At 74.1% G+C, this 15,954-nt stretch carries 18 protein-coding genes and 1 tRNA gene; 13 read left to right on the top strand and 6 right to left on the bottom strand.

The window, feature by feature from the left end:
* The first annotated feature begins 10 nt into the window (after positions 1 to 10).
* The 3 genes from rpmA (at position 11) to proB (ending at position 3,064) form a co-directional block, all read left to right on the top strand.
* A complete protein-coding gene (gene rpmA, locus ACYVDO_RS14725) occupies positions 11 to 280 on the top strand; it encodes a 50S ribosomal protein L27 (RefSeq protein ID WP_460937193.1) in 270 nt (89 codons plus the stop codon).
* A 130-nt stretch (positions 281 to 410) separates the two neighbouring features.
* Positions 411 to 1,940: a GTPase ObgE gene (gene obgE / locus ACYVDO_RS14720; RefSeq protein WP_460937191.1), complete on the top strand. Its 1,530-nt coding sequence runs from the start codon at positions 411 to 413 to the stop codon at positions 1,938 to 1,940.
* Positions 1,937 to 3,064 carry a glutamate 5-kinase gene (proB, locus tag ACYVDO_RS14715; RefSeq protein ID WP_460937189.1) on the top strand — a complete coding sequence of 376 codons (1,128 nt, stop codon included), beginning with the start codon at positions 1,937 to 1,939 and terminating at the stop codon, positions 3,062 to 3,064. Before obgE ends, proB begins: the two co-directional genes overlap by 4 nt.
* A gap of 34 nt (positions 3,065 to 3,098) precedes the next feature.
* Here the strand turns inward: proB and ACYVDO_RS14710 are convergent, their stop codons facing one another.
* Complete coding sequence (locus ACYVDO_RS14710; protein WP_460937187.1) at positions 3,099 to 3,527, bottom strand: hypothetical protein; 429 nt, start codon at positions 3,525 to 3,527, stop codon at positions 3,099 to 3,101.
* 14 nt (positions 3,528 to 3,541) lie between these two features.
* Complete coding sequence (gene pdxY, locus ACYVDO_RS14705; RefSeq protein WP_460937185.1) at positions 3,542 to 4,393, bottom strand: pyridoxal kinase PdxY; 852 nt, start codon at positions 4,391 to 4,393, stop codon at positions 3,542 to 3,544.
* Between the two features lie 122 nt (positions 4,394 to 4,515).
* On the opposite strand from pdxY, the gene ACYVDO_RS14700 reads away from it, so the two are divergent.
* Complete coding sequence (locus ACYVDO_RS14700; protein ID WP_460937183.1) at positions 4,516 to 5,844, top strand: glutamate-5-semialdehyde dehydrogenase; 1,329 nt, start codon at positions 4,516 to 4,518, stop codon at positions 5,842 to 5,844.
* A gap of 27 nt (positions 5,845 to 5,871) precedes the next feature.
* Positions 5,872 to 6,567, top strand: coding sequence for a class I SAM-dependent methyltransferase (locus ACYVDO_RS14695; RefSeq protein ID WP_460937181.1), 696 nt, complete (start codon positions 5,872 to 5,874; stop codon positions 6,565 to 6,567).
* Here the strand turns inward: ACYVDO_RS14695 and ACYVDO_RS14690 are convergent.
* Positions 6,521 to 7,606, bottom strand: coding sequence for a glycosyltransferase family 2 protein (locus tag ACYVDO_RS14690; protein ID WP_460937179.1), 1,086 nt, complete (start codon positions 7,604 to 7,606; stop codon positions 6,521 to 6,523). The two genes, ACYVDO_RS14695 and ACYVDO_RS14690, sit on opposite strands and share 47 nt — an antisense overlap.
* A 736-nt stretch (positions 7,607 to 8,342) precedes the next feature.
* Between ACYVDO_RS14690 and ACYVDO_RS14685 the strand changes: the two genes are divergently transcribed.
* From ACYVDO_RS14685 to ACYVDO_RS14665, 5 genes are all read left to right on the top strand, one after another.
* Positions 8,343 to 8,540 carry a hypothetical protein gene (locus ACYVDO_RS14685; protein ID WP_460937177.1) on the top strand — a complete coding sequence of 66 codons (198 nt, stop codon included), beginning with the start codon at positions 8,343 to 8,345 and terminating at the stop codon, positions 8,538 to 8,540.
* Between the two features lie 2 nt (positions 8,541 to 8,542).
* Complete coding sequence (gene nadD, locus ACYVDO_RS14680) at positions 8,543 to 9,151, top strand: nicotinate-nucleotide adenylyltransferase (protein WP_460937175.1); 609 nt, start codon at positions 8,543 to 8,545, stop codon at positions 9,149 to 9,151.
* Positions 9,152 to 9,158: 7 nt separating this feature from the next.
* On the top strand, positions 9,159 to 9,533 hold the full coding sequence (rsfS, locus tag ACYVDO_RS14675; protein ID WP_460937173.1) for a ribosome silencing factor: 375 nt from the start codon (positions 9,159 to 9,161) through the stop codon (positions 9,531 to 9,533).
* A complete protein-coding gene (locus tag ACYVDO_RS14670) occupies positions 9,530 to 10,150 on the top strand; it encodes a histidine phosphatase family protein (protein ID WP_460937171.1) in 621 nt (206 codons plus the stop codon). The genes rsfS and ACYVDO_RS14670 overlap by 4 nt, the downstream gene beginning before the upstream one ends.
* A gap of 75 nt (positions 10,151 to 10,225) precedes the next feature.
* A tRNA-Ala gene (locus ACYVDO_RS14665) sits at positions 10,226 to 10,298 on the top strand.
* A gap of 224 nt (positions 10,299 to 10,522) precedes the next feature.
* Here the strand turns inward: ACYVDO_RS14665 and ACYVDO_RS14660 are convergent.
* Positions 10,523 to 10,975 carry a GNAT family N-acetyltransferase gene (locus ACYVDO_RS14660; RefSeq protein WP_460937169.1) on the bottom strand — a complete coding sequence of 151 codons (453 nt, stop codon included), beginning with the start codon at positions 10,973 to 10,975 and terminating at the stop codon, positions 10,523 to 10,525.
* Positions 10,976 to 11,130: 155 nt separating this feature from the next.
* Here ACYVDO_RS14660 and ACYVDO_RS14655 point away from each other — a divergent pair, with 155 nt between their 5' ends.
* The gene (locus tag ACYVDO_RS14655; protein WP_460937167.1) at positions 11,131 to 11,961 is read left to right on the top strand and encodes a YqjF family protein; all 831 of its coding nucleotides are present in this window, start codon (positions 11,131 to 11,133) and stop codon (positions 11,959 to 11,961) included.
* A 28-nt stretch (positions 11,962 to 11,989) separates the two neighbouring features.
* Here the strand turns inward: ACYVDO_RS14655 and ACYVDO_RS14650 are convergent, their stop codons facing one another.
* Both ACYVDO_RS14650 and ACYVDO_RS14645 read right to left on the bottom strand, forming a co-directional pair.
* Positions 11,990 to 12,637, bottom strand: coding sequence for a response regulator transcription factor (locus ACYVDO_RS14650; protein WP_460937165.1), 648 nt, complete (start codon positions 12,635 to 12,637; stop codon positions 11,990 to 11,992).
* Positions 12,634 to 13,953 (bottom strand): sensor histidine kinase, encoded by a 1,320-nt coding sequence (locus tag ACYVDO_RS14645; protein WP_460937163.1) that lies wholly within the window; start codon positions 13,951 to 13,953, stop codon positions 12,634 to 12,636. The genes ACYVDO_RS14650 and ACYVDO_RS14645 overlap by 4 nt, the downstream gene beginning before the upstream one ends.
* Before the next feature lie 227 nt (positions 13,954 to 14,180).
* Between ACYVDO_RS14645 and ACYVDO_RS14640 the strand changes: the two genes are divergently transcribed.
* The gene (locus ACYVDO_RS14640) at positions 14,181 to 15,251 is read left to right on the top strand and encodes an ABC transporter permease (RefSeq protein WP_460937161.1); all 1,071 of its coding nucleotides are present in this window, start codon (positions 14,181 to 14,183) and stop codon (positions 15,249 to 15,251) included.
* On the top strand, positions 15,248 to 15,952 hold the full coding sequence (locus ACYVDO_RS14635; RefSeq protein ID WP_460937159.1) for an ABC transporter ATP-binding protein: 705 nt from the start codon (positions 15,248 to 15,250) through the stop codon (positions 15,950 to 15,952). The genes ACYVDO_RS14640 and ACYVDO_RS14635 overlap by 4 nt, the downstream gene beginning before the upstream one ends.
* Positions 15,953 to 15,954: the final 2 nt, after the last annotated feature.

Here is a 15,954-nt window from a genome sequence, read left to right as displayed (position 1 = left end):
GGAACCTGACATGGCACACAAGAAGGGTGCGTCCTCGACCCGCAACGGTCGCGACTCGAACGCACAGCGACTCGGCGTCAAGCGCTTCGGCGGCCAGCTCGTCAACGCCGGCGAGATCATCGTCCGCCAGCGCGGCACCCACTTCCACCCCGGTGACGGCGTGGGCCGCGGCAGCGACGACACCCTGTTCGCGCTCGTCGCGGGCAACGTGGAGTTCGGCACCCGGCGCCGTCGCCGCGTCGTCAACATCGTCCCGGTGGAGACCGCGGACGCCAGCTGATCTCGGTATGCCGGGTGCTCCCCACCCGGCGCACCGCACCGGAGGGGGCGGGCCCGACACGGGCCCGCCCCCTCCGCACGTCCCCTCCTAGACTCGGGGACGCACCGACCAGACCAGGAAGAAGAGCCCCATGACCACGTTCGTCGACCGCGTCGTGCTGCACGTCGCCGCGGGCGACGGTGGCCACGGTGTCGCCTCGGTCAAGCGCGAGAAGTTCAAGCCCCTCGGGGGCCCCGACGGCGGCAACGGCGGCCGTGGGGGAGACGTGGTGCTGCGGGTCGACCCGCAGGCCACCACGCTGCTCGACTACCACCACCACCCCCACCGCAAGGCCGACAACGGCCGGCCCGGTGCCGGTGACGAGCGCAACGGCGCCGACGGTAGCGACCTGGTGCTCCCCGTGCCGGAGGGCACCGTCGTGACCGACGGCTCCGGCGAGGTCCTCGCCGACCTCGTCGGCCCGGACGCGTCCTTCGTGGTCGCCCGCGGCGGCCGGGGCGGCCTGGGCAACAAGGCGCTGGCGTCCCAACGGCGCAAGGCCCCCGGCTTCGCCCTCCTCGGGGAGCCCGGTGACGTCCTCGACATCGTGCTCGAGCTGAAGTCGCTCGCCGACGTCGCGCTCATCGGCTTCCCGTCCGCGGGCAAGTCCTCGCTGGTCTCCGTGCTCTCGGCGGCCCGGCCCAAGATCGCGGACTACCCGTTCACGACCCTGGTCCCCAACCTCGGCGTCGTGCAGGCGGGGGAGCAGCGCTTCACCGTCGCCGACGTCCCCGGCCTCATCCCGGGCGCGAGCCAGGGCAAGGGCCTCGGCCTGGAGTTCCTGCGGCACGTCGAGCGGTGCTCCGTGCTCGTCCACGTCATCGACTGCGCCACGCTCGAGCCCGGCCGCGACCCCATGACCGACCTCGACGTGATCGAGGAGGAGCTGGCGCAGTACGTGCCCGACCAGACGCTCGGGGGGCGCCCGCTGTCCGAGCGCACCCGCATCGTCGTGCTCAACAAGGCCGACGTCCCCGACGCGCGGGAGCTGGCCGAGCTCGTCCGCCCCGACCTGGAGGCCCGCGGTCTCGAGGTGTTCGTGGTCTCCGCGGTGGCCCACAGCGGCCTGCGCGAGCTGACCTTCGCCATGGCCCGCCACGTCGCCGCGGCCCGCAAGGAGATCGAGGAGGCGGCCGCCGTGCCGCAGCGGATCGTCCTGCGGCCCAAGGCGGTCGACGACAGCGGCTTCCGCGTGGTGCGCGAGCAGACCGCTGACGGTGAGGTCTTCCGGATCGAGGGCGAGCGCCCGACCCGCTGGGTGCGCCAGACCGACTTCAGCAACGACGAGGCTGTCGGGTACCTCGCCGACCGGCTCGGCCGGCTCGGGGTCGAGGAGGCGCTGTTCAAGGCCGGGGCCGTCGCCGGCGCGACCGTGCTCATCGGCCCCGCGGACAACGCCGTCGTCTTCGACTGGGAGCCCACCCTGGCAGCCGGTGCCGAGCTGCTCGGCGCCCGGGGGACCGACCTGCGCCTCGAGGAGGCCGCGCGCCCCACCCGCGGTGACAAGCGCGAGCAGTACGCCGCGCGCAAGGCCGCCAAGTCCGCGGCCCGGGACGAGCTGGCGGCCGAGCGCCGGGCCAGCCACTGGGCGACCGCGCGGGACGAGGACGACGGGGAATGACGCCGGCCGACCACCGGCGCCCGGTCTCCGAGGGGCGCCGGCTCGTCGTCAAGATCGGCTCGTCCTCGCTGACCGACCCCGCGGGCGGTTCGCTCGACGAGGACCGCCTCGTCGCCCTCGTCGACACCCTCGCCACCCGCCGCCTCGCCGGCCAGCAGGTGGTCCTCGTCTCCTCCGGGGCGATCGCGGCCGGTATCGCGCCGCTCGGTCTGGCCCGCCGCCCGCGTGACCTCGCCACGCAGCAGGCTGCGGCGAGCGTGGGGCAGGGAGCCCTCGTGGCGGCATACCAACGGGCGTTCGGTGCCCACGGGCTCACGGTGGGCCAGGTGCTGCTCACCGTCGACGACGTGACGCGGCGGACGCACTTCACCAACGCCAAGCGCACCCTCGACCGGCTGCTCGAGCTGGACATCGTGCCCATCGTCAACGAGAACGACACGGTGGCCACGCAGGAGATCCGGTTCGGCGACAACGACCGGCTCGCCGCCCTCGTGGCGCACCTCGTCCAGGCGGACGGCCTGCTGCTGCTCACCGACGTCGACGCCCTCTACGACGGACCCCCCACCCACGCCGGGGCCCAGCGCGTGCCCACCGTCGTGGGTGGCCGGGGGCTGGAGGACCTCACGATCGGTGGGACCGGCTCGTCGGTCGGCAGCGGCGGGATGGTGACCAAGGTGGAGGCGGCCACGATCGCCAACGCCGCCGGCATCACCACGGTGCTCACCAGCGCGGCCCGGGCGGCCCAGGCGCTCGCGGGCGAGGACGTCGGCACGGTCTTCGCGCCGGGCGGCGGCTCGCGGCACACCTCGCGCAAGCTGTGGCTGGCCCACGCCACGACCCCGCGCGGCCGACTGCTGCTCGACCCCGGTGCCGTGCGGGCCATCACCGAGCAGCGGCGCTCCCTGCTGCCCGCCGGGATCCGGTCGGTCGAGGGCACGTTCGTCGACGGCGACCCGGTCGACCTGTGCACCCTCGAGGGAGCGCCGGTCGCGCGGGGGCTCGTGAACTACACCTCGGCGGAGCTGCCGGGGATGCTGGGCCGCACGACGCACGAGCTCGCGAAGGAGCTGGGCCCGGGGTACGAGCGGGAGGTCGTGCACCGCGACGACCTCGTGGTGCTCTAGGCCCTGGTGCCGTGCGCTCGCGGGCGCCCACGGCTCAGGGGGAGCTCGTGGGCGTCGGGGGCGGCTGCGGGACGATGTCGCCGGTGGCGCCGTCGACGACGGCGCGGCTGCCGACGGGCGCCGCCAGGGTCACCGTGACGGTGCGCAGCTGCGCGAGCGCCGGGCACGCCGCGTCGCCCTGCGGACCGGCGTGGGGCAGCTCGCGCAGCCGGATGTAGACGCGGTCGACCGTCTCGCTGGCCCCGGCCCGGTAGTCCGCGCCGCACGGTCCTGGCTGGTCCGGGATGCCGGTGAACGACACGACGACCTCTCGGCCCTGCACGCGGTAGGAGTCGAACGGGTGCACCCGGCCGCTGGGCGCCTGCCCCGGTGTGCCGCCCGAGCACGCAGCCAGGGCGGCGCCGGCTGCTGCCAGCAGCGCGACGGCGTGCCGCACGGTGTGGCGACGACGGGCGGTGGCCACGTCCCGGGACCCGGTCAGCGGACCTGCGTGACCTCGAACTGCATCCGCGGCTGCGCGATGGTGTCCTGCGACTGCACGAGCTGCAGCTCGCGCTCGCCCGACTCCAGCGTGGTGCGGAGCAGGTCGAAGACGCTGCTGGCGGTGCGAGCCAGCGCGACGGAGGGCTCGCCGGTCTCGAGCAGGTGGGCGGTGAAGAGGGCGGCGGTGACGTCGCCGGAGCCGTTGGCCTTCATCGGCAGCCGGGGCGTCTGCACCACCCAGGCGCCGTCGCCGGTCACGGCCATCATCTCGATCGTGTCCGCCGGCGCGTCCGGACGCTCCACGCTCGTCACCAGCACCGTCGCGGGACCCATGGCGCGCGCCAGGTCCACGGACGCGAGGGTGTCCTCGATGGTCCGCGGCTCGGTGCCCGTGAGGAAGCCAAGCTCGAACTGGTTGGGGGTGATGAGGTCGGCCCTGGGGACGACCTTCTCGCGCAGGAGCACCGGGATCGCCGGGTGGACGAAGCAGCCGCTCCTGGCGTTGCCCATGACCGGGTCGCAGGCGTAAATCGCCTCGGGGTTGGCGGCCTTGACCCGCTCGACCGCCTCGAGGATGACGTCGCCGATGTCCTCGCCGCCCTGGTACCCGGACAGCACCGCCGTCACGGCGGGGAACGCGCCCCGGTCCTCGACGCCGCGGATCACGGCACGCACGTCGTCCGCGGGCAGCAGCGGCCCGCGCCACTCGCCGTAGCCGGTGTGGTTGGAGAACACCACCGTGGACACGGGCCACACCTCGACGCCCAGGCGCTGGAGCGGGAAGACCGCCGCGCTGTTGCCGACGTGGCCGTAGGCGACCGAGGACTGGATGGAGAGGATGCTCACCCGAGCCATTCAACCAGCCGTTGTCGCCCGGGGTCGCCGGCGTGGCGCGGGCGCCGGAGGGGGACCCGGGCAGCAGGGGGCACGGGCCGGGGAGGGGGCCGGCAGGGGAGGGGGAGCTCCCGATGCGGACACCGGCACGAGGTGGCGGGCACCCGGCATACGCTGGACGCATGGCCGAGATCGACCCCACCGCCGTCGAGCAGGTCGCGCGGGCGGCGCGCGCCGCCCGGGAGGCCTCCCGGCGCCTGGCCCTGCTGTCCCGCGCCGACAAGGACGCCGCCCTGCTCGCCATGGCCCGCGCCCTGGAGGCCGCCGCGGCCGACGTCGTGGCCGCGAACGCCGAGGACCTCGAGCGCGGCCGCGCCTCTGGCATGGCCCAGGGCCTGCTGGACCGGCTGGCGCTGGACGAGACGCGGGTCCACGGCGTCGCGCAGGCGCTGCGGGACGTCGCCGCGCTGCCGGACCCGGTCGGCGAGGTCGTCCGCGGGTCCACGCTGGCCAACGGGCTCCAGATCCGGCAGGTCCGGGTGCCGATGGGCGTCGTGGGCATGGTCTACGAGGCCCGCCCGAACGTCACGGTCGACGCCGCGGGCCTGGGGCTCAAGTCCGGCAACGCGGTGATCCTGCGCGGTGGGTCGGCGGCGGAGTCGACCAACCGGGCGCTCGTGGCGGTCATGCGCCGGTCGCTGGAGGAGCAGGGACTGCCCGCCGACTCCGTCACGCTGCTCGAGGGCGGCCGCGACGCGGTGCGGGCCCTGCTCACCGCCCGGGGCCTCGTCGACCTCATCATCCCGCGCGGTGGCGCCGGCCTGATCCAGACCGTCGTCACCGAGTCCACGGTGCCCGTCATCGAGACCGGTGTCGGGAACGTCCACGTCTACGTCGACGCCGCCGCGGACCTCGACAAGGCGCTCGCCATCACCGTGAACGCCAAGACGCACCGGCCCAGCGTGTGCAACGCGGCCGAGACGCTGCTCGTCCACGAGTCCGTCGCCGCCGACTTCCTGCCCAAGGTGCTCGCCGAGCTGTCCGGTGCGGGCGTCGTGCTGCACACGGACGCGGCCTCCGGCGCCGCCGCCGACGCGGCCGGGGCGCCCCACACCGACGCCACGGAGGCGGACTGGGACACCGAGTACCTCGCGCTGGAGCTGGCGGTCCGCGTCGTCCCCGACCTCGACGCGGCCATGGAGCACATCCGGGCGCACGGGTCCGGTCACACCGAGGCGATCGTCACCGAGGACCGTGCGGCCGCCCGGCGCTTCACGGCCGAGGTCGACGCCGCCGCCGTCATGGTGAACGCCTCCACCCGGTTCACGGACGGTGGGGAGTTCGGCTTCGGGGCCGAGATCGGCATCTCCACGCAGAAGCTGCACGCCCGGGGCCCGATGGCGCTGCCCGAGCTGACGACGACCAAGTGGGTCGTCGAGGGGGACGGGCAGGTGCGGGCCTGAGCTCGGCCGGTGGCAGGATGACCCGCCATGGAAGGCACTGAGGTCCGCAAGCTCGCGGCGCTGGAGGACACCCACTGGTGGTACCGGGAGCGTCGCCACCTGCTCCGGCGCATGATCGAGGGGATCGCGCCGGGGAGGGCCCTCGACGTCGGTGCTGCCGGCGGCGGCAACACCCGGGTGCTGCGCGCCGCCGGCTGGTCCGCGGCCGCGCTGGAGTACGGAGCGGACGGCGCCGAGGTCGCGGCCGAGCGGGGGCTCGCCGTGCTGCGGGGGGATGCCACCGCGCTGCCCGTCGACGACGCGTCGCTGGACCTCGTCGTCGCCTTCGACGTGCTCGAACACATCCTCGACCACGACGCAGCGGTGCAGGAGGTGCACCGGGTGCTCGCCCCGGGTGGTCGCTTCCTCGTGGCCGTCCCGGCCGACCCCAGGCTGTGGTCCGAGCACGACGTCGCCGTCGACCACGTCCGCCGCTACACCCGCACCACGCTGCGGGGCGTGCTGGAGCGTGGGGGCTTCGAACTCACGTCGATGACGTCCTGGAACGTGCTGCTGCGGCCGGTCGTCGCCCTTCGCCGCCGGTCCGCCAGCGGCTCCGACCTCGACGACGTCCACCCCGTCGTCAATGCCGCGCTGAACGCGGTGGTCGCGGTCGAGCGCTACCTGCCCGTGAAGGCTATGCCCGGGGTGACCCTGTTGGTCGAGGCGCGTCGGCGGAGCTGACCCCGCCGGGGGTTGACCGGACGTCCGGACCGGTGTGGGGCGGCGTGGCCGTCCCGGTCCGGGAGGACTCGGCCGCGGTCGACGGAGCCCTGGACGGCTCGGCCGGGCCGGTCAGCGAGTCGTAGGCCACGTAGTAGGTGGGGCGGCCCTGGAGCTGGGCGTACATCCGCCCCACGTACTCCCCGAGGATCCCCACGCAGATCAGCTGCACGGCGCCGACACCGGCGACGGCCACGACCGTGGAGGTCCACCCCGGCAACGTCTCGCCGACCGCCATCGCCACGAGCGCGTACACCAGCAGGAGGAGTGCTCCGACCCCGCCGAGCAGGCCGAGCCACGTTGCCGCCCGCAGCGGTGCGGTGGAGAAGCCGGTGACGCTGTCCAGCGAGAGCCTGACCATCTTCGTCAGTGGGTACTTCGACCTGCCGGCCGCACGGGCCTCCCGCCGGTAGGTGACCGTCGCCGAGGGGAAGCCCAGGGCCGGCACCACGAAGCGAAGGACGCGGTGGTGCTCCGGCAGGGCGTTCACGGCATCGACGGTGGCGCGCGACATCATCCGGTAGTCGCCCGCGTCGACCTGCGCGTGGGTTCCCGACAGGCCGCGGATCAGGCGGTAGAAGGCTCGGGCACTGAGCCGCTTGAAGGCGGAGTCGGTCGAGCGGTCGCCGCGCACCCCGTAGACGACGTCCGCCCCCTCGGTGATGGCGAGGTCCAGCATCTCGGCGATCACCTCGGGCGGGTCCTGGAGGTCGGCGTCGAGGGTGACGACGTAGTCGCCCCGAGCGCTCGCCAGCCCTGCCGAGATGGCGGCCTGGTGCCCCGCGTTGGCCCGCAGCCGCACGATCCGCAGCTGCGGCCAGCCGCGCGCAAGCCGTTGCAGCACGGCGGCCGAGAGGTCGGTCGACCCGTCGTCGACCGTGACCACCTCGTAGGTCGTGCCGAGGGCGTCCGCGACCGGGCGCAGCCGTTGCGCGAGCAGGGGCAGGACGTCCTCCTCGTTGTACACGGGGACGACGATGCTCAGGGCCGGCGCTGCCATGGCACACAGGGTACGGGCGCCACGTCTGCCCAAGGCCCTCCCGCGGCCGGTCAGGGCCAGCAGGGTGTGGGGGGCGGCGACCTCGGTCGGTGGTCGAGGTCGCCGCAGGCAAGGCGAAGGCCCCTCGAAGTATGAGTTCGAGGGGCCTTCTGGTGCGGGTCCCGTTCCCGCCGAGGCGGTGGCGGGGCCCACGAGGTGCAGGGCACGACCGGCGAACCGGTGCGGGCGCTGCCCCGGTCGATCGCCCACGACCTGCCGTGGCGGGCCGTGTCCACTGCGACGGTGGCGCCAGCACCTGCGGCCGCCGGAGCGGCCCTCGGTGCGACGTTGCGATCTGGTCGGCGGGTCCGGAGTTCCTCCGTGGCGTCGCCCACGGACCCAGCACCCGAAGGCTCTGGGACCCCGTCCGGGCGGACCCGTGCGGGGCGGTCCACCGTTATCCGGCCGACCTGTGCCCTGGCCGGTGGATCTTCCCGGGTCTCCCCGTTCCGACCCTCCGTCCGGAGCGCGTGAGAGATGTCTAGTCGTGGGAATCCTTACCCCGCAAGGGGTTTCGCCGAGCACTTTTCATCCACCGGTTCCCCACACGGTTGTCCACACGACGCGGTGCGCAGGGAGCGTGTTGTGCACAGGTCTGTGCACAAGATCGGTGGACAACGAGGCGCGTACGTTCGCCAGCGCCGGTGGACCGGTGTCGGCGGCGGCGCGGGTGGCGCGGCCGGGTAGGCTGACCCCCATGTCGTCGTCCCTGTCGAACCTGCTCGCAGCCACCCAGGAGCAGACCCGCGAGCTGCCCATGCCGCCGCTGGCCTTCGGTGCCATCGCCTTCATCGGGTTCCTCGTGCTCCTCGGGGTGCTCTGGTCCTTCCGCGGCACCGCCCAGAAGATCTCCGGTCAGCACCTGCCGCACGACCACTCCGGCGGCACGCACTGACCATGCGCCTCGGTGTGATGGGCGGCACCTTCGACCCCATCCACCACGGCCACCTCGTGGCGGCCTCCGAGGTCCAGTCACGGTTCGGGCTCGACGAGGTCGTCTTCGTCCCGACTGGGCAACCCTGGCAGAAGGACGAGCGCAGGGTCAGCGTGGCCGAGCACCGCTACCTCATGACGGTGGTGGCCACGGCCTCCAACCCCCGGTTCACGGTGAGCCGGGTCGACATCGACCGGCCCGGTCCGACGTACACCATCGACACCCTGCGCGACCTGCACGGTGAGCGGCCCGAGGCCGAGCTGTTCTTCATCACCGGCGCCGACGCCCTGGCCCAGATCCTGTCCTGGAAGGACGCCGACGAGCTCTTCGAGCTGGCCCACTTCGTCGGGGTCACCCGTCCGGGGTACGTCCTGTCGGAGTCAGGCCTGCCACGCGACCGGGTCACCCTGCAGGAGGTCCCCGCGATGGCGATCAGCTCGACCGACTGCCGCTCGCGCGTCGAGCGGGCCGAGCCCGTGTGGTACCTCGTGCCGGACGGCGTGGTCCAGTACATCAACAAATACCGCTTGTATGCCGCCAACCCGCGTCCCGCGGGAACGGCACGGACGTAGGAGAGCAGTGCCCGCCACAGACCGATCCCTCGAGCTCGCCAAGACCGCTGCCCTGGCCGCGGACGACAAGCTCGCCACCACCGTCGTCGGCATCGACGTCAGCGAGCAGCTGGCGCTGACCGACGTCTTCGTCATCGTCTCCGGGTCCAGCGAGCGGCAGGTCGGCTCCATCGTCGACGAGGTCGAGGACAAGCTCCGCGAGCAGGGGGCCAAGCCGATCCGCCGCGAGGGCGAGCGCGACGGCCGCTGGGTGCTGCTCGACTTCGGCGACATCGTCGTGCACGTGCAGCACGACGACGAGCGTGAGTTCTACGAGCTCGAGCGGCTCTGGAAGGACTGCCCCGAGGTCGACCTGGGCGTGCCGAAGCGCCGCGACGCGTGAGCGCGGCGAAGGCCGTCCGCCGGGTCGTCGTCGTCCGCCACGGCGAGACCGACCACAACGCCGGCGGTGTCTGGCAGGGGCAGCTCGACACGCCGCTGTCCGACCGCGGGGTCGAGCAGGCGCGCGCCGCGGGGGCGGCCCTCGCGGCCTACCGGCCCACCCGGGTCGTCGCCTCGGACCTGTCGCGGGCGACGGTGACGGCACAGCACCTGGCCGACGCGGCCGGGCTCGACGTCGCCCTCGACGCGCGCTGGCGCGAGATCCACGTGGGGCAGTGGCAGGGGATGCACACCAGCCAGGTCCGCGCCGAGTATGCCGAGCTGCTCGAGCAGATGGACCTCGAGGACGTCCGCCGTGGGGTCGACGGCGAGACCCTGGCCGAGGTGGGGACGCGCGCGGGAGGTGCCCTGCGCGAGCTCCTCGACGGCGTCCCCGAGGGCGAGTGCGTCGTCGTCGTCGCCCACGGCGTCTCCAGCCGGGCAGCGGTCGCCGAGGTCCTGGGGATCGACCAGCACCTGGCGACGCATGCCCTCGCGACGCTCGGGAACTGCCACTGGGCGGAGCTCGCCGAAGGCCGCACGGGGTGGCAGCTCGCGGCGTGGAACGCCCACGCCTGAGCCGATTTGGTCGCTCGCGCGGGGCGTGGGTAGACTTCCGCAGTCCCCTTCGGGGGCACCCACTCGGGGCAACTCGGGGCTGTGGCGCAGTTGGTAGCGCACTTCCATGGCATGGAAGGGGTCAGGGGTTCGAATCCCCTCAGCTCCACAACGCGAAGATGGACCGGACACGCTTTTCGTCCGGTCCATCTTCGCGTTCTGGGACGACGCGCGGGGGATTCGGGAGGAGTCCCCCGGCGCGAAGCGCCCCCGCACGACGGCTCCCCTCAGCTCCACCGGCGAGTGGCGCTGGGAGCAGCGAAGCGTTGTCACCCGACCGCTCCCCTCAGCTCCACCGGCGAGCGGAGCTGGGTGCAGCGAAGCGCTGTTGGCTCAGCCGAGGGGGAGCCGGTAACCGAGCCAGCTCGAGCGGTCGGCGCCGGTGGCGTCGTAGAGGCGCTGGGCGACCCCGTTGTCGGGCGCGGTCTCCCAGGCCAGCGCAGGGCAGCCCCGCTCGCGGGCGGTCGAGGCGCACGCGTCCAGCAGCCGGTGCCCGACGCCTCGGCCACGGGCGTCCTCGGAGACGAACAGGTCCTCCATCACGGCCAGCGGCGTTCCGTTGGTGGTGTCCCAGCTCCACAGGATCGTGGCGAAGCCGGCCAATCCACCCGTCTCGCGGCGGGCCACGAGCTGCGTCCCTGACCCCGAGTCCCCGCAGAAGCCCTCGGCCATGCGCAGCAGGTCCGCGTCGGCCGCCTCGGCGCCGTAGAAGGCGCTGTACCCCCGCAGCAGGGGCAGCAGCGCGGGCAGGTCAGCGACGGTCGACGGCTCGATCACGATCTCCATGGAGGCCGACGGTAGTGGCTGCCTCCGGACGCGGGACAGGCTCGGTGGGCGTCGGCGTGACGGGGGGCGACGGCTCCGGTGCGACGAGCACGAAGCCGTGCCCACGGGGGGCGGTCCCGTCTGCGGACCGGGGCCGGGTGGGGCAGGCTTCGGACATGACCTCCTCCTCCGGACCGGCTCACGACCCGATGCCGGAGCCGGGCTCGATGCCGGCCCAGGGTCCGGCGCTGCGCGGCCGCCCGCTGATGACCCAGCGCTGGCAGGACATCACCTTCGTCCACTGGCGCGTGGACCCCGCGCGGCTGGAGCCGTTCATGCCGCGCGGAGTGCGGCCCGACATCCACGACGGTTCCGGCTGGGTGGGGCTGATCCCGTTCCGCATGGTCGACGCCGCCGTCGGCCGGGGCAGGCCGGTCCCGTGGCTGGGGACCTTCCTCGAGACCAACGTGCGGGTCTACTCCCGGGACGACAGGGGGCGTCGCGGCGTGGTGTTCCTCTCGCTCGACGCGCAGCGCCTGCCCGTCGTCGTGGGCGCTCGGCTGCTGTTCGGGACGCCCTACGAGTGGGCCGACATGGACTCCTCGCCCCCCGTGCTGCCGGCCGACCCTCGGGGCGCCGTCATGGCATACGCGCACCGTCGCCGCCGGGCGCCGTGGGGACGGGGTACGCGCGCCGGCCACACGGGGGCGCCGTCAGGGCCGGCGGCCACGAGGATGAGGGTGCGCATCGGTGAGCCGGTGACCGACCCGGACGAGCGCGACCTGTTCCTCACGGCGCGGTTCGGGCTGCACACGACGGTGCTCGGTCGTCCGCTCTGGGTGCCGAACACCCACGGACCGTGGCCGTTGCACCGCGCCGAACTGCTCGGGTTCGAGGACGGGTGTGTGGCAGCGGCCGGCCTGCCCGGCGTCGTCGACCGGGCCCCGGACAGCGTGCTCTTCTCCCCGGGTGTCGAGACGACCTTCGGGTGGCCGGTCCGGCTCTGACCGGCAGCAGGAGCCGAGACCGGCCGCGCTACGGCGTCGCCGGTCCGGTGCGTCGGATGAGGCCACGCCCGACCGCGGTGGCGACCGCTGCCGTGCGCGAGTCCACGTCGAGCTTGGTGAAGATGTGCACGAGGTGGGACTTCACGGTGGCCTGGGAGAGGAACAGCCGCTGGGCGATCTGCTCGTTCGACAGCCCGTCGGCCACGAGCGTGAGCACCTCGCTCTCGCGCGGGCTGAGTGAGGTGGCAGGGGTACGCATGCGCTCCAGCAGGCGCCCGGTGACCGCGGGGGCGAGGGCCGACCGACCCGCCGCCGCGGCGCGCACGGCGGCGACGAGCTCCTCCGGCGGGGCGTCCTTGAGCAGGTAGCCGCAGGCTCCCGCCTCGACCGCCGCGATGATGTCCGCCTCGGTGTCGTACGTCGTGAGGACGACCACCCGCGGTCCCCCGGGCAGGGCGCCGATCCGGCCGGTGGCCGCGATCCCGCCCGCGCCGGTGCCGAACTGCAGGTCCATGAGGACGACGTCCAGGTCGCCGTCGCGCGCTCGCTCGACGGCCGCCTCGCCCGTCGCGACGGCGTCGACCACCTCGATGTCGGCCTCGGACTCCAGGACGGCGCGCAGTCCTGCCCGCACCACGGGGTGGTCGTCGGCGAGCAGCAGGCGGATGGTGCTCACGAGACCGGCCCCGAGGAGCGGGGGAAGCGCACGGAGACCGCGGTGCCGTGCCCGGGCCGGGACTCCACCGTCAGGAGGCCGCCGAGCTCGGCCGCCCGCGAACGCATGGAGCGCAGCCCGAAGCCGCCCCCGGGGGCCTCGGCCCGGCCGTTCGGGGCGCGGCGGTCCGGGGAGTCGGGGACCGCGGACTGGAGGTCGTCCGCCTCCGCTCGCCCGGCGACGAACCCGACGCCGTCGTCGACGACGTCGAGGGTGACCTCGGAGTCCATGGTGGTCAGGGTGACATCGGCTCGGCCGGCGTGCGAGTGCTGGATCGTGTTGCCGAGCGCCGACTGGGCGATGCGCAGCAGCGCGACCTCGACCGGGGTCGGCAGCGGCTCGGCCGCACCGACCTCGTGGAACGCGACGGGGAGGGAGCCGCGGCTGCTCGTCGTCTCGCACAGCCGGCGCAGCGCCCCGGCCAGGCTCGACGCCTCCAGGTCGCCGGGCGCCAGGTCGCGGACGAACCGTCGCGCCTCCGCGAGGTTCTCCTGCGCCGTCTCCCGCGCCTGCTCGGTCAGGGTCGCGGCCCTGCCGACGTCGACCCCCCGCTCCGGGTCGAGCGAGCGCGTCGTCGCACGAAGCAGCAGCTGGATGCTGGTGAGGCCCTGCGCCAGGGTGTCGTGGATCTCGCGGGCCAGCCGCTCCCGTTCGTCCAGGACGCCGGCCCTGCGCTGGGCCGCCGCCAGCTCGTCCCGGGTGCGGGCCAGCTCGACGATGAGCACGCGGCGGCGTTCGGACTCGGCCTGCAGCGCCTGGTACCCGAGGACGGTGGCGGTCGCGACGGCGGCCCCCAGCACCGGCCCGATGACCATGGCGGCGTCGAGCCTGCCCTGGTGCCAGGCGAATCCCGCGACGGCCGCCACGGTGGTGGCGGCCACGGCGACCAGGCCGGCCGTCCTCGGCAGCAGGTGCAGCAGCAGGAGGAACCACGCGAACGCCAGGTAGATGGCGTCGGGGGTCAACGCCAGCAGGACCACCCACGTGCCGAGCAGCACCGTGAGCCACGCGGCGGCCCCACGCCGGGACGTCGACACCCTCGTGGAGTGCGGCCCCACGGCATACACGACCCCCACGACCGCCACCCAGGCGACGACCCATGGCCAGCCGGTCGGCCGGTTCGCGGCGGCGCGCACGGCCGCCAGCACCAGGAGCACCGCCACGAGCAGGTGCAGGCCCCACCGCGCCGTCGCGGGGACGGGCGCGGGCGCCCACCCGGAACCGTCGGCAGTGGCGGAGACGGTCGGGGAGGCCGGCCGGCCGGGGCGCGCAGTCATGTCCGTGCCACGGTACGGCCATGCCGGTGCGACGGCATCAATCGAAAGTCGGAACGGTCCGTGCGACCTCCGACGCCGAGGGTCTGTGCTGCGGGTCGATGTCGCTGGAGCCGCGCCACGGCACCGTGGATGGTGCGCCGCAGCCGCGGCGCGACCGGTCGCGGACCGACCCACTGCGGTGGGACGGGACGACTCGGTCCACCTCCACCGGAAAGGACGGCGCCGGCGTGTTCGTCGCCACCAGGGACCTGCGTTTCGCCAAGGGCCGGTTCGCCCTCATGGGCGCGGTCGTCACCCTCATCACCATGCTCGTCGTCCTGCTGTCGGGCCTGACCGCAGGACTCGGCCGGGGCAACACCTCGGCCATCACCGAGCTCCCCGTCGACCACCTCGTCCTCGCGGCACCCGCCGACGGGCAGAAGCTGGCCTTCACCGACTCCTCGCTGCCCGCGTCCGCCCAGGCGGCCTGGTCCCGCGAACCCGGGGTGCGTCGCGCTGACCCGGTCACCGTCGCCCTGAGCCGCGCGGCGGCGGGCGGGCGCACCAGCGGCGTCGCCGTCTTCGCCGTCCCGCCCTCGTCGCCGCTGGCGCCGGGGGTGGCGGCAGGACGGGCAGTGCTGTCCGTCAAGGCGGCCGACTCCCTCGACGCCGCCGCGGGTGACCGGGTCGAGGTGGCAGGACGGTCCCTCACCGTCGCCCGCGTCGCCGGCGACGCGGAGTTCTCGCACGCCCCCGTCGTGTGGGTCGCCACGGCCGACGCTGCGGTGTCGGGCCGCGAGGCCGGTACGGCGACGTTCCTGGCCCTCGACAGCGACGGCGTTGACCTCGCCGCCGCGGACGCACGCCACCACACGGTCACCCTCACCCCCGAGCAGTCCCTCGCCTCGATCGGCTCGTACGCCTCCGAGAACGGCTCGCTGCAGCTGATGCGGGCCCTGCTCTTCGCCATCTCGGCCCTGGTCATCGGCGCGTTCTTCACCGTCTGGACCGTCCAGCGCAGCAGCGAGATCGCGATCCTCAAGGCGCTCGGCGCCTCCACGCGCTACCTGCTCCGGGACGCGCTGGGACAGGCCCTGGTCCTGCTCGTGGTCGGCACCACCCTCGGCACCGCGCTCGCCGGTGCGCTCGGCGCCGGCGTCACCGCCGTCGCCGGGTCGGGGGTGCCGTTCGTGCTCACCCTGCCCACCCTCCTCCTGCCCGCCTTGGCCATGGTCCTGCTCGGCCTCGCCGGTGCGGCCGTCTCGCTCCGGACCGTCACCACGGTCGACCCGCTCACCGCCCTGGGAAGTGCCCGATGACCCTGCACCTGGACGACGTCACCCTGACCTACCCCGACGGCGAGCAGCGACTCACCGCGCTCGACCACGTCAGCCTGACCGCGGACCCGGGCACCCTGACCGCCGTGGTGGGGCCGTCGGGCTCCGGCAAGTCGAGCCTGCTGGCCGTGGCGGCGACGCTCATCACCCCCGACTCCGGTCGCGTCCTGCTCGAGGGTCGCGACCTGGCCACCCTGGGCCGCGCCGAGACGGCGGCGGTGCGCCGGGAGCAGATCGGCATCGTCTTCCAGAGCTCGAACCTGCTCGCCTCGCTGACCGCCCTCGACCAGCTGCTCGTCGTCGCCCACCTGGGCGGTGCCGACCTCGACACCGCCCGCGAGCAGGCCCGGGAGCTGCTCGACGCGGTCGGGCTGGGCGCCCAGGCCGGCAAGCGCCCGCACCAGCTCTCCGGTGGGCAGCGGCAGCGGGTGACGATCGCCCGCGGCCTGATGAACCGGCCGTCGCTGCTCCTGGTCGACGAGCCGACCAGCGCGCTGGACAGCGAGCGCGGCGAGGCCGTGGTGGCGCTGCTGCGCCGGCTCACCGTCGAGCGGTCCCTGACCACCGTCATGGTGACCCACGACGTGGAGCACCTCGCGGCGGCGGACCCGGTCGTGGAGATCGTGGACGGGCGCACCCGCCGGCCCGTGGAGCGGTCAGCGGGGAGCGGCCGAAGCGTGTGACG

Source organism: Phycicoccus ginsengisoli, assembly GCF_054779295.1.
Note: the sequence above shows the minus strand (reverse complement) of the source record. Positions and strands in the feature narration are given on the sequence as shown.

Coding starts and splice junctions, on each gene's coding strand:
- rpmA (WP_460937193.1), top strand. CDS start 11: ATGGCACACAAGAAGGGTGCGTCCTCGACCCGCAACGGTCGCGACTCG.
- obgE (WP_460937191.1), top strand. CDS start 411: ATGACCACGTTCGTCGACCGCGTCGTGCTGCACGTCGCCGCGGGCGAC.
- proB (WP_460937189.1), top strand. CDS start 1,937: ATGACGCCGGCCGACCACCGGCGCCCGGTCTCCGAGGGGCGCCGGCTC.
- ACYVDO_RS14700 (WP_460937183.1), top strand. CDS start 4,516: ATGCGGACACCGGCACGAGGTGGCGGGCACCCGGCATACGCTGGACGC.
- ACYVDO_RS14695 (WP_460937181.1), top strand. CDS start 5,872: ATGGAAGGCACTGAGGTCCGCAAGCTCGCGGCGCTGGAGGACACCCAC.
- ACYVDO_RS14690 (WP_460937179.1), bottom strand. CDS start 7,606: ATGGCAGCGCCGGCCCTGAGCATCGTCGTCCCCGTGTACAACGAGGAG.
- ACYVDO_RS14685 (WP_460937177.1), top strand. CDS start 8,343: ATGTCGTCGTCCCTGTCGAACCTGCTCGCAGCCACCCAGGAGCAGACC.
- nadD (WP_460937175.1), top strand. CDS start 8,543: ATGCGCCTCGGTGTGATGGGCGGCACCTTCGACCCCATCCACCACGGC.
- ACYVDO_RS14660 (WP_460937169.1), bottom strand. CDS start 10,975: ATGGAGATCGTGATCGAGCCGTCGACCGTCGCTGACCTGCCCGCGCTG.
- ACYVDO_RS14655 (WP_460937167.1), top strand. CDS start 11,131: ATGACCTCCTCCTCCGGACCGGCTCACGACCCGATGCCGGAGCCGGGC.
- ACYVDO_RS14645 (WP_460937163.1), bottom strand. CDS start 13,953: ATGACTGCGCGCCCCGGCCGGCCGGCCTCCCCGACCGTCTCCGCCACT.
- ACYVDO_RS14635 (WP_460937159.1), top strand. CDS start 15,248: ATGACCCTGCACCTGGACGACGTCACCCTGACCTACCCCGACGGCGAG.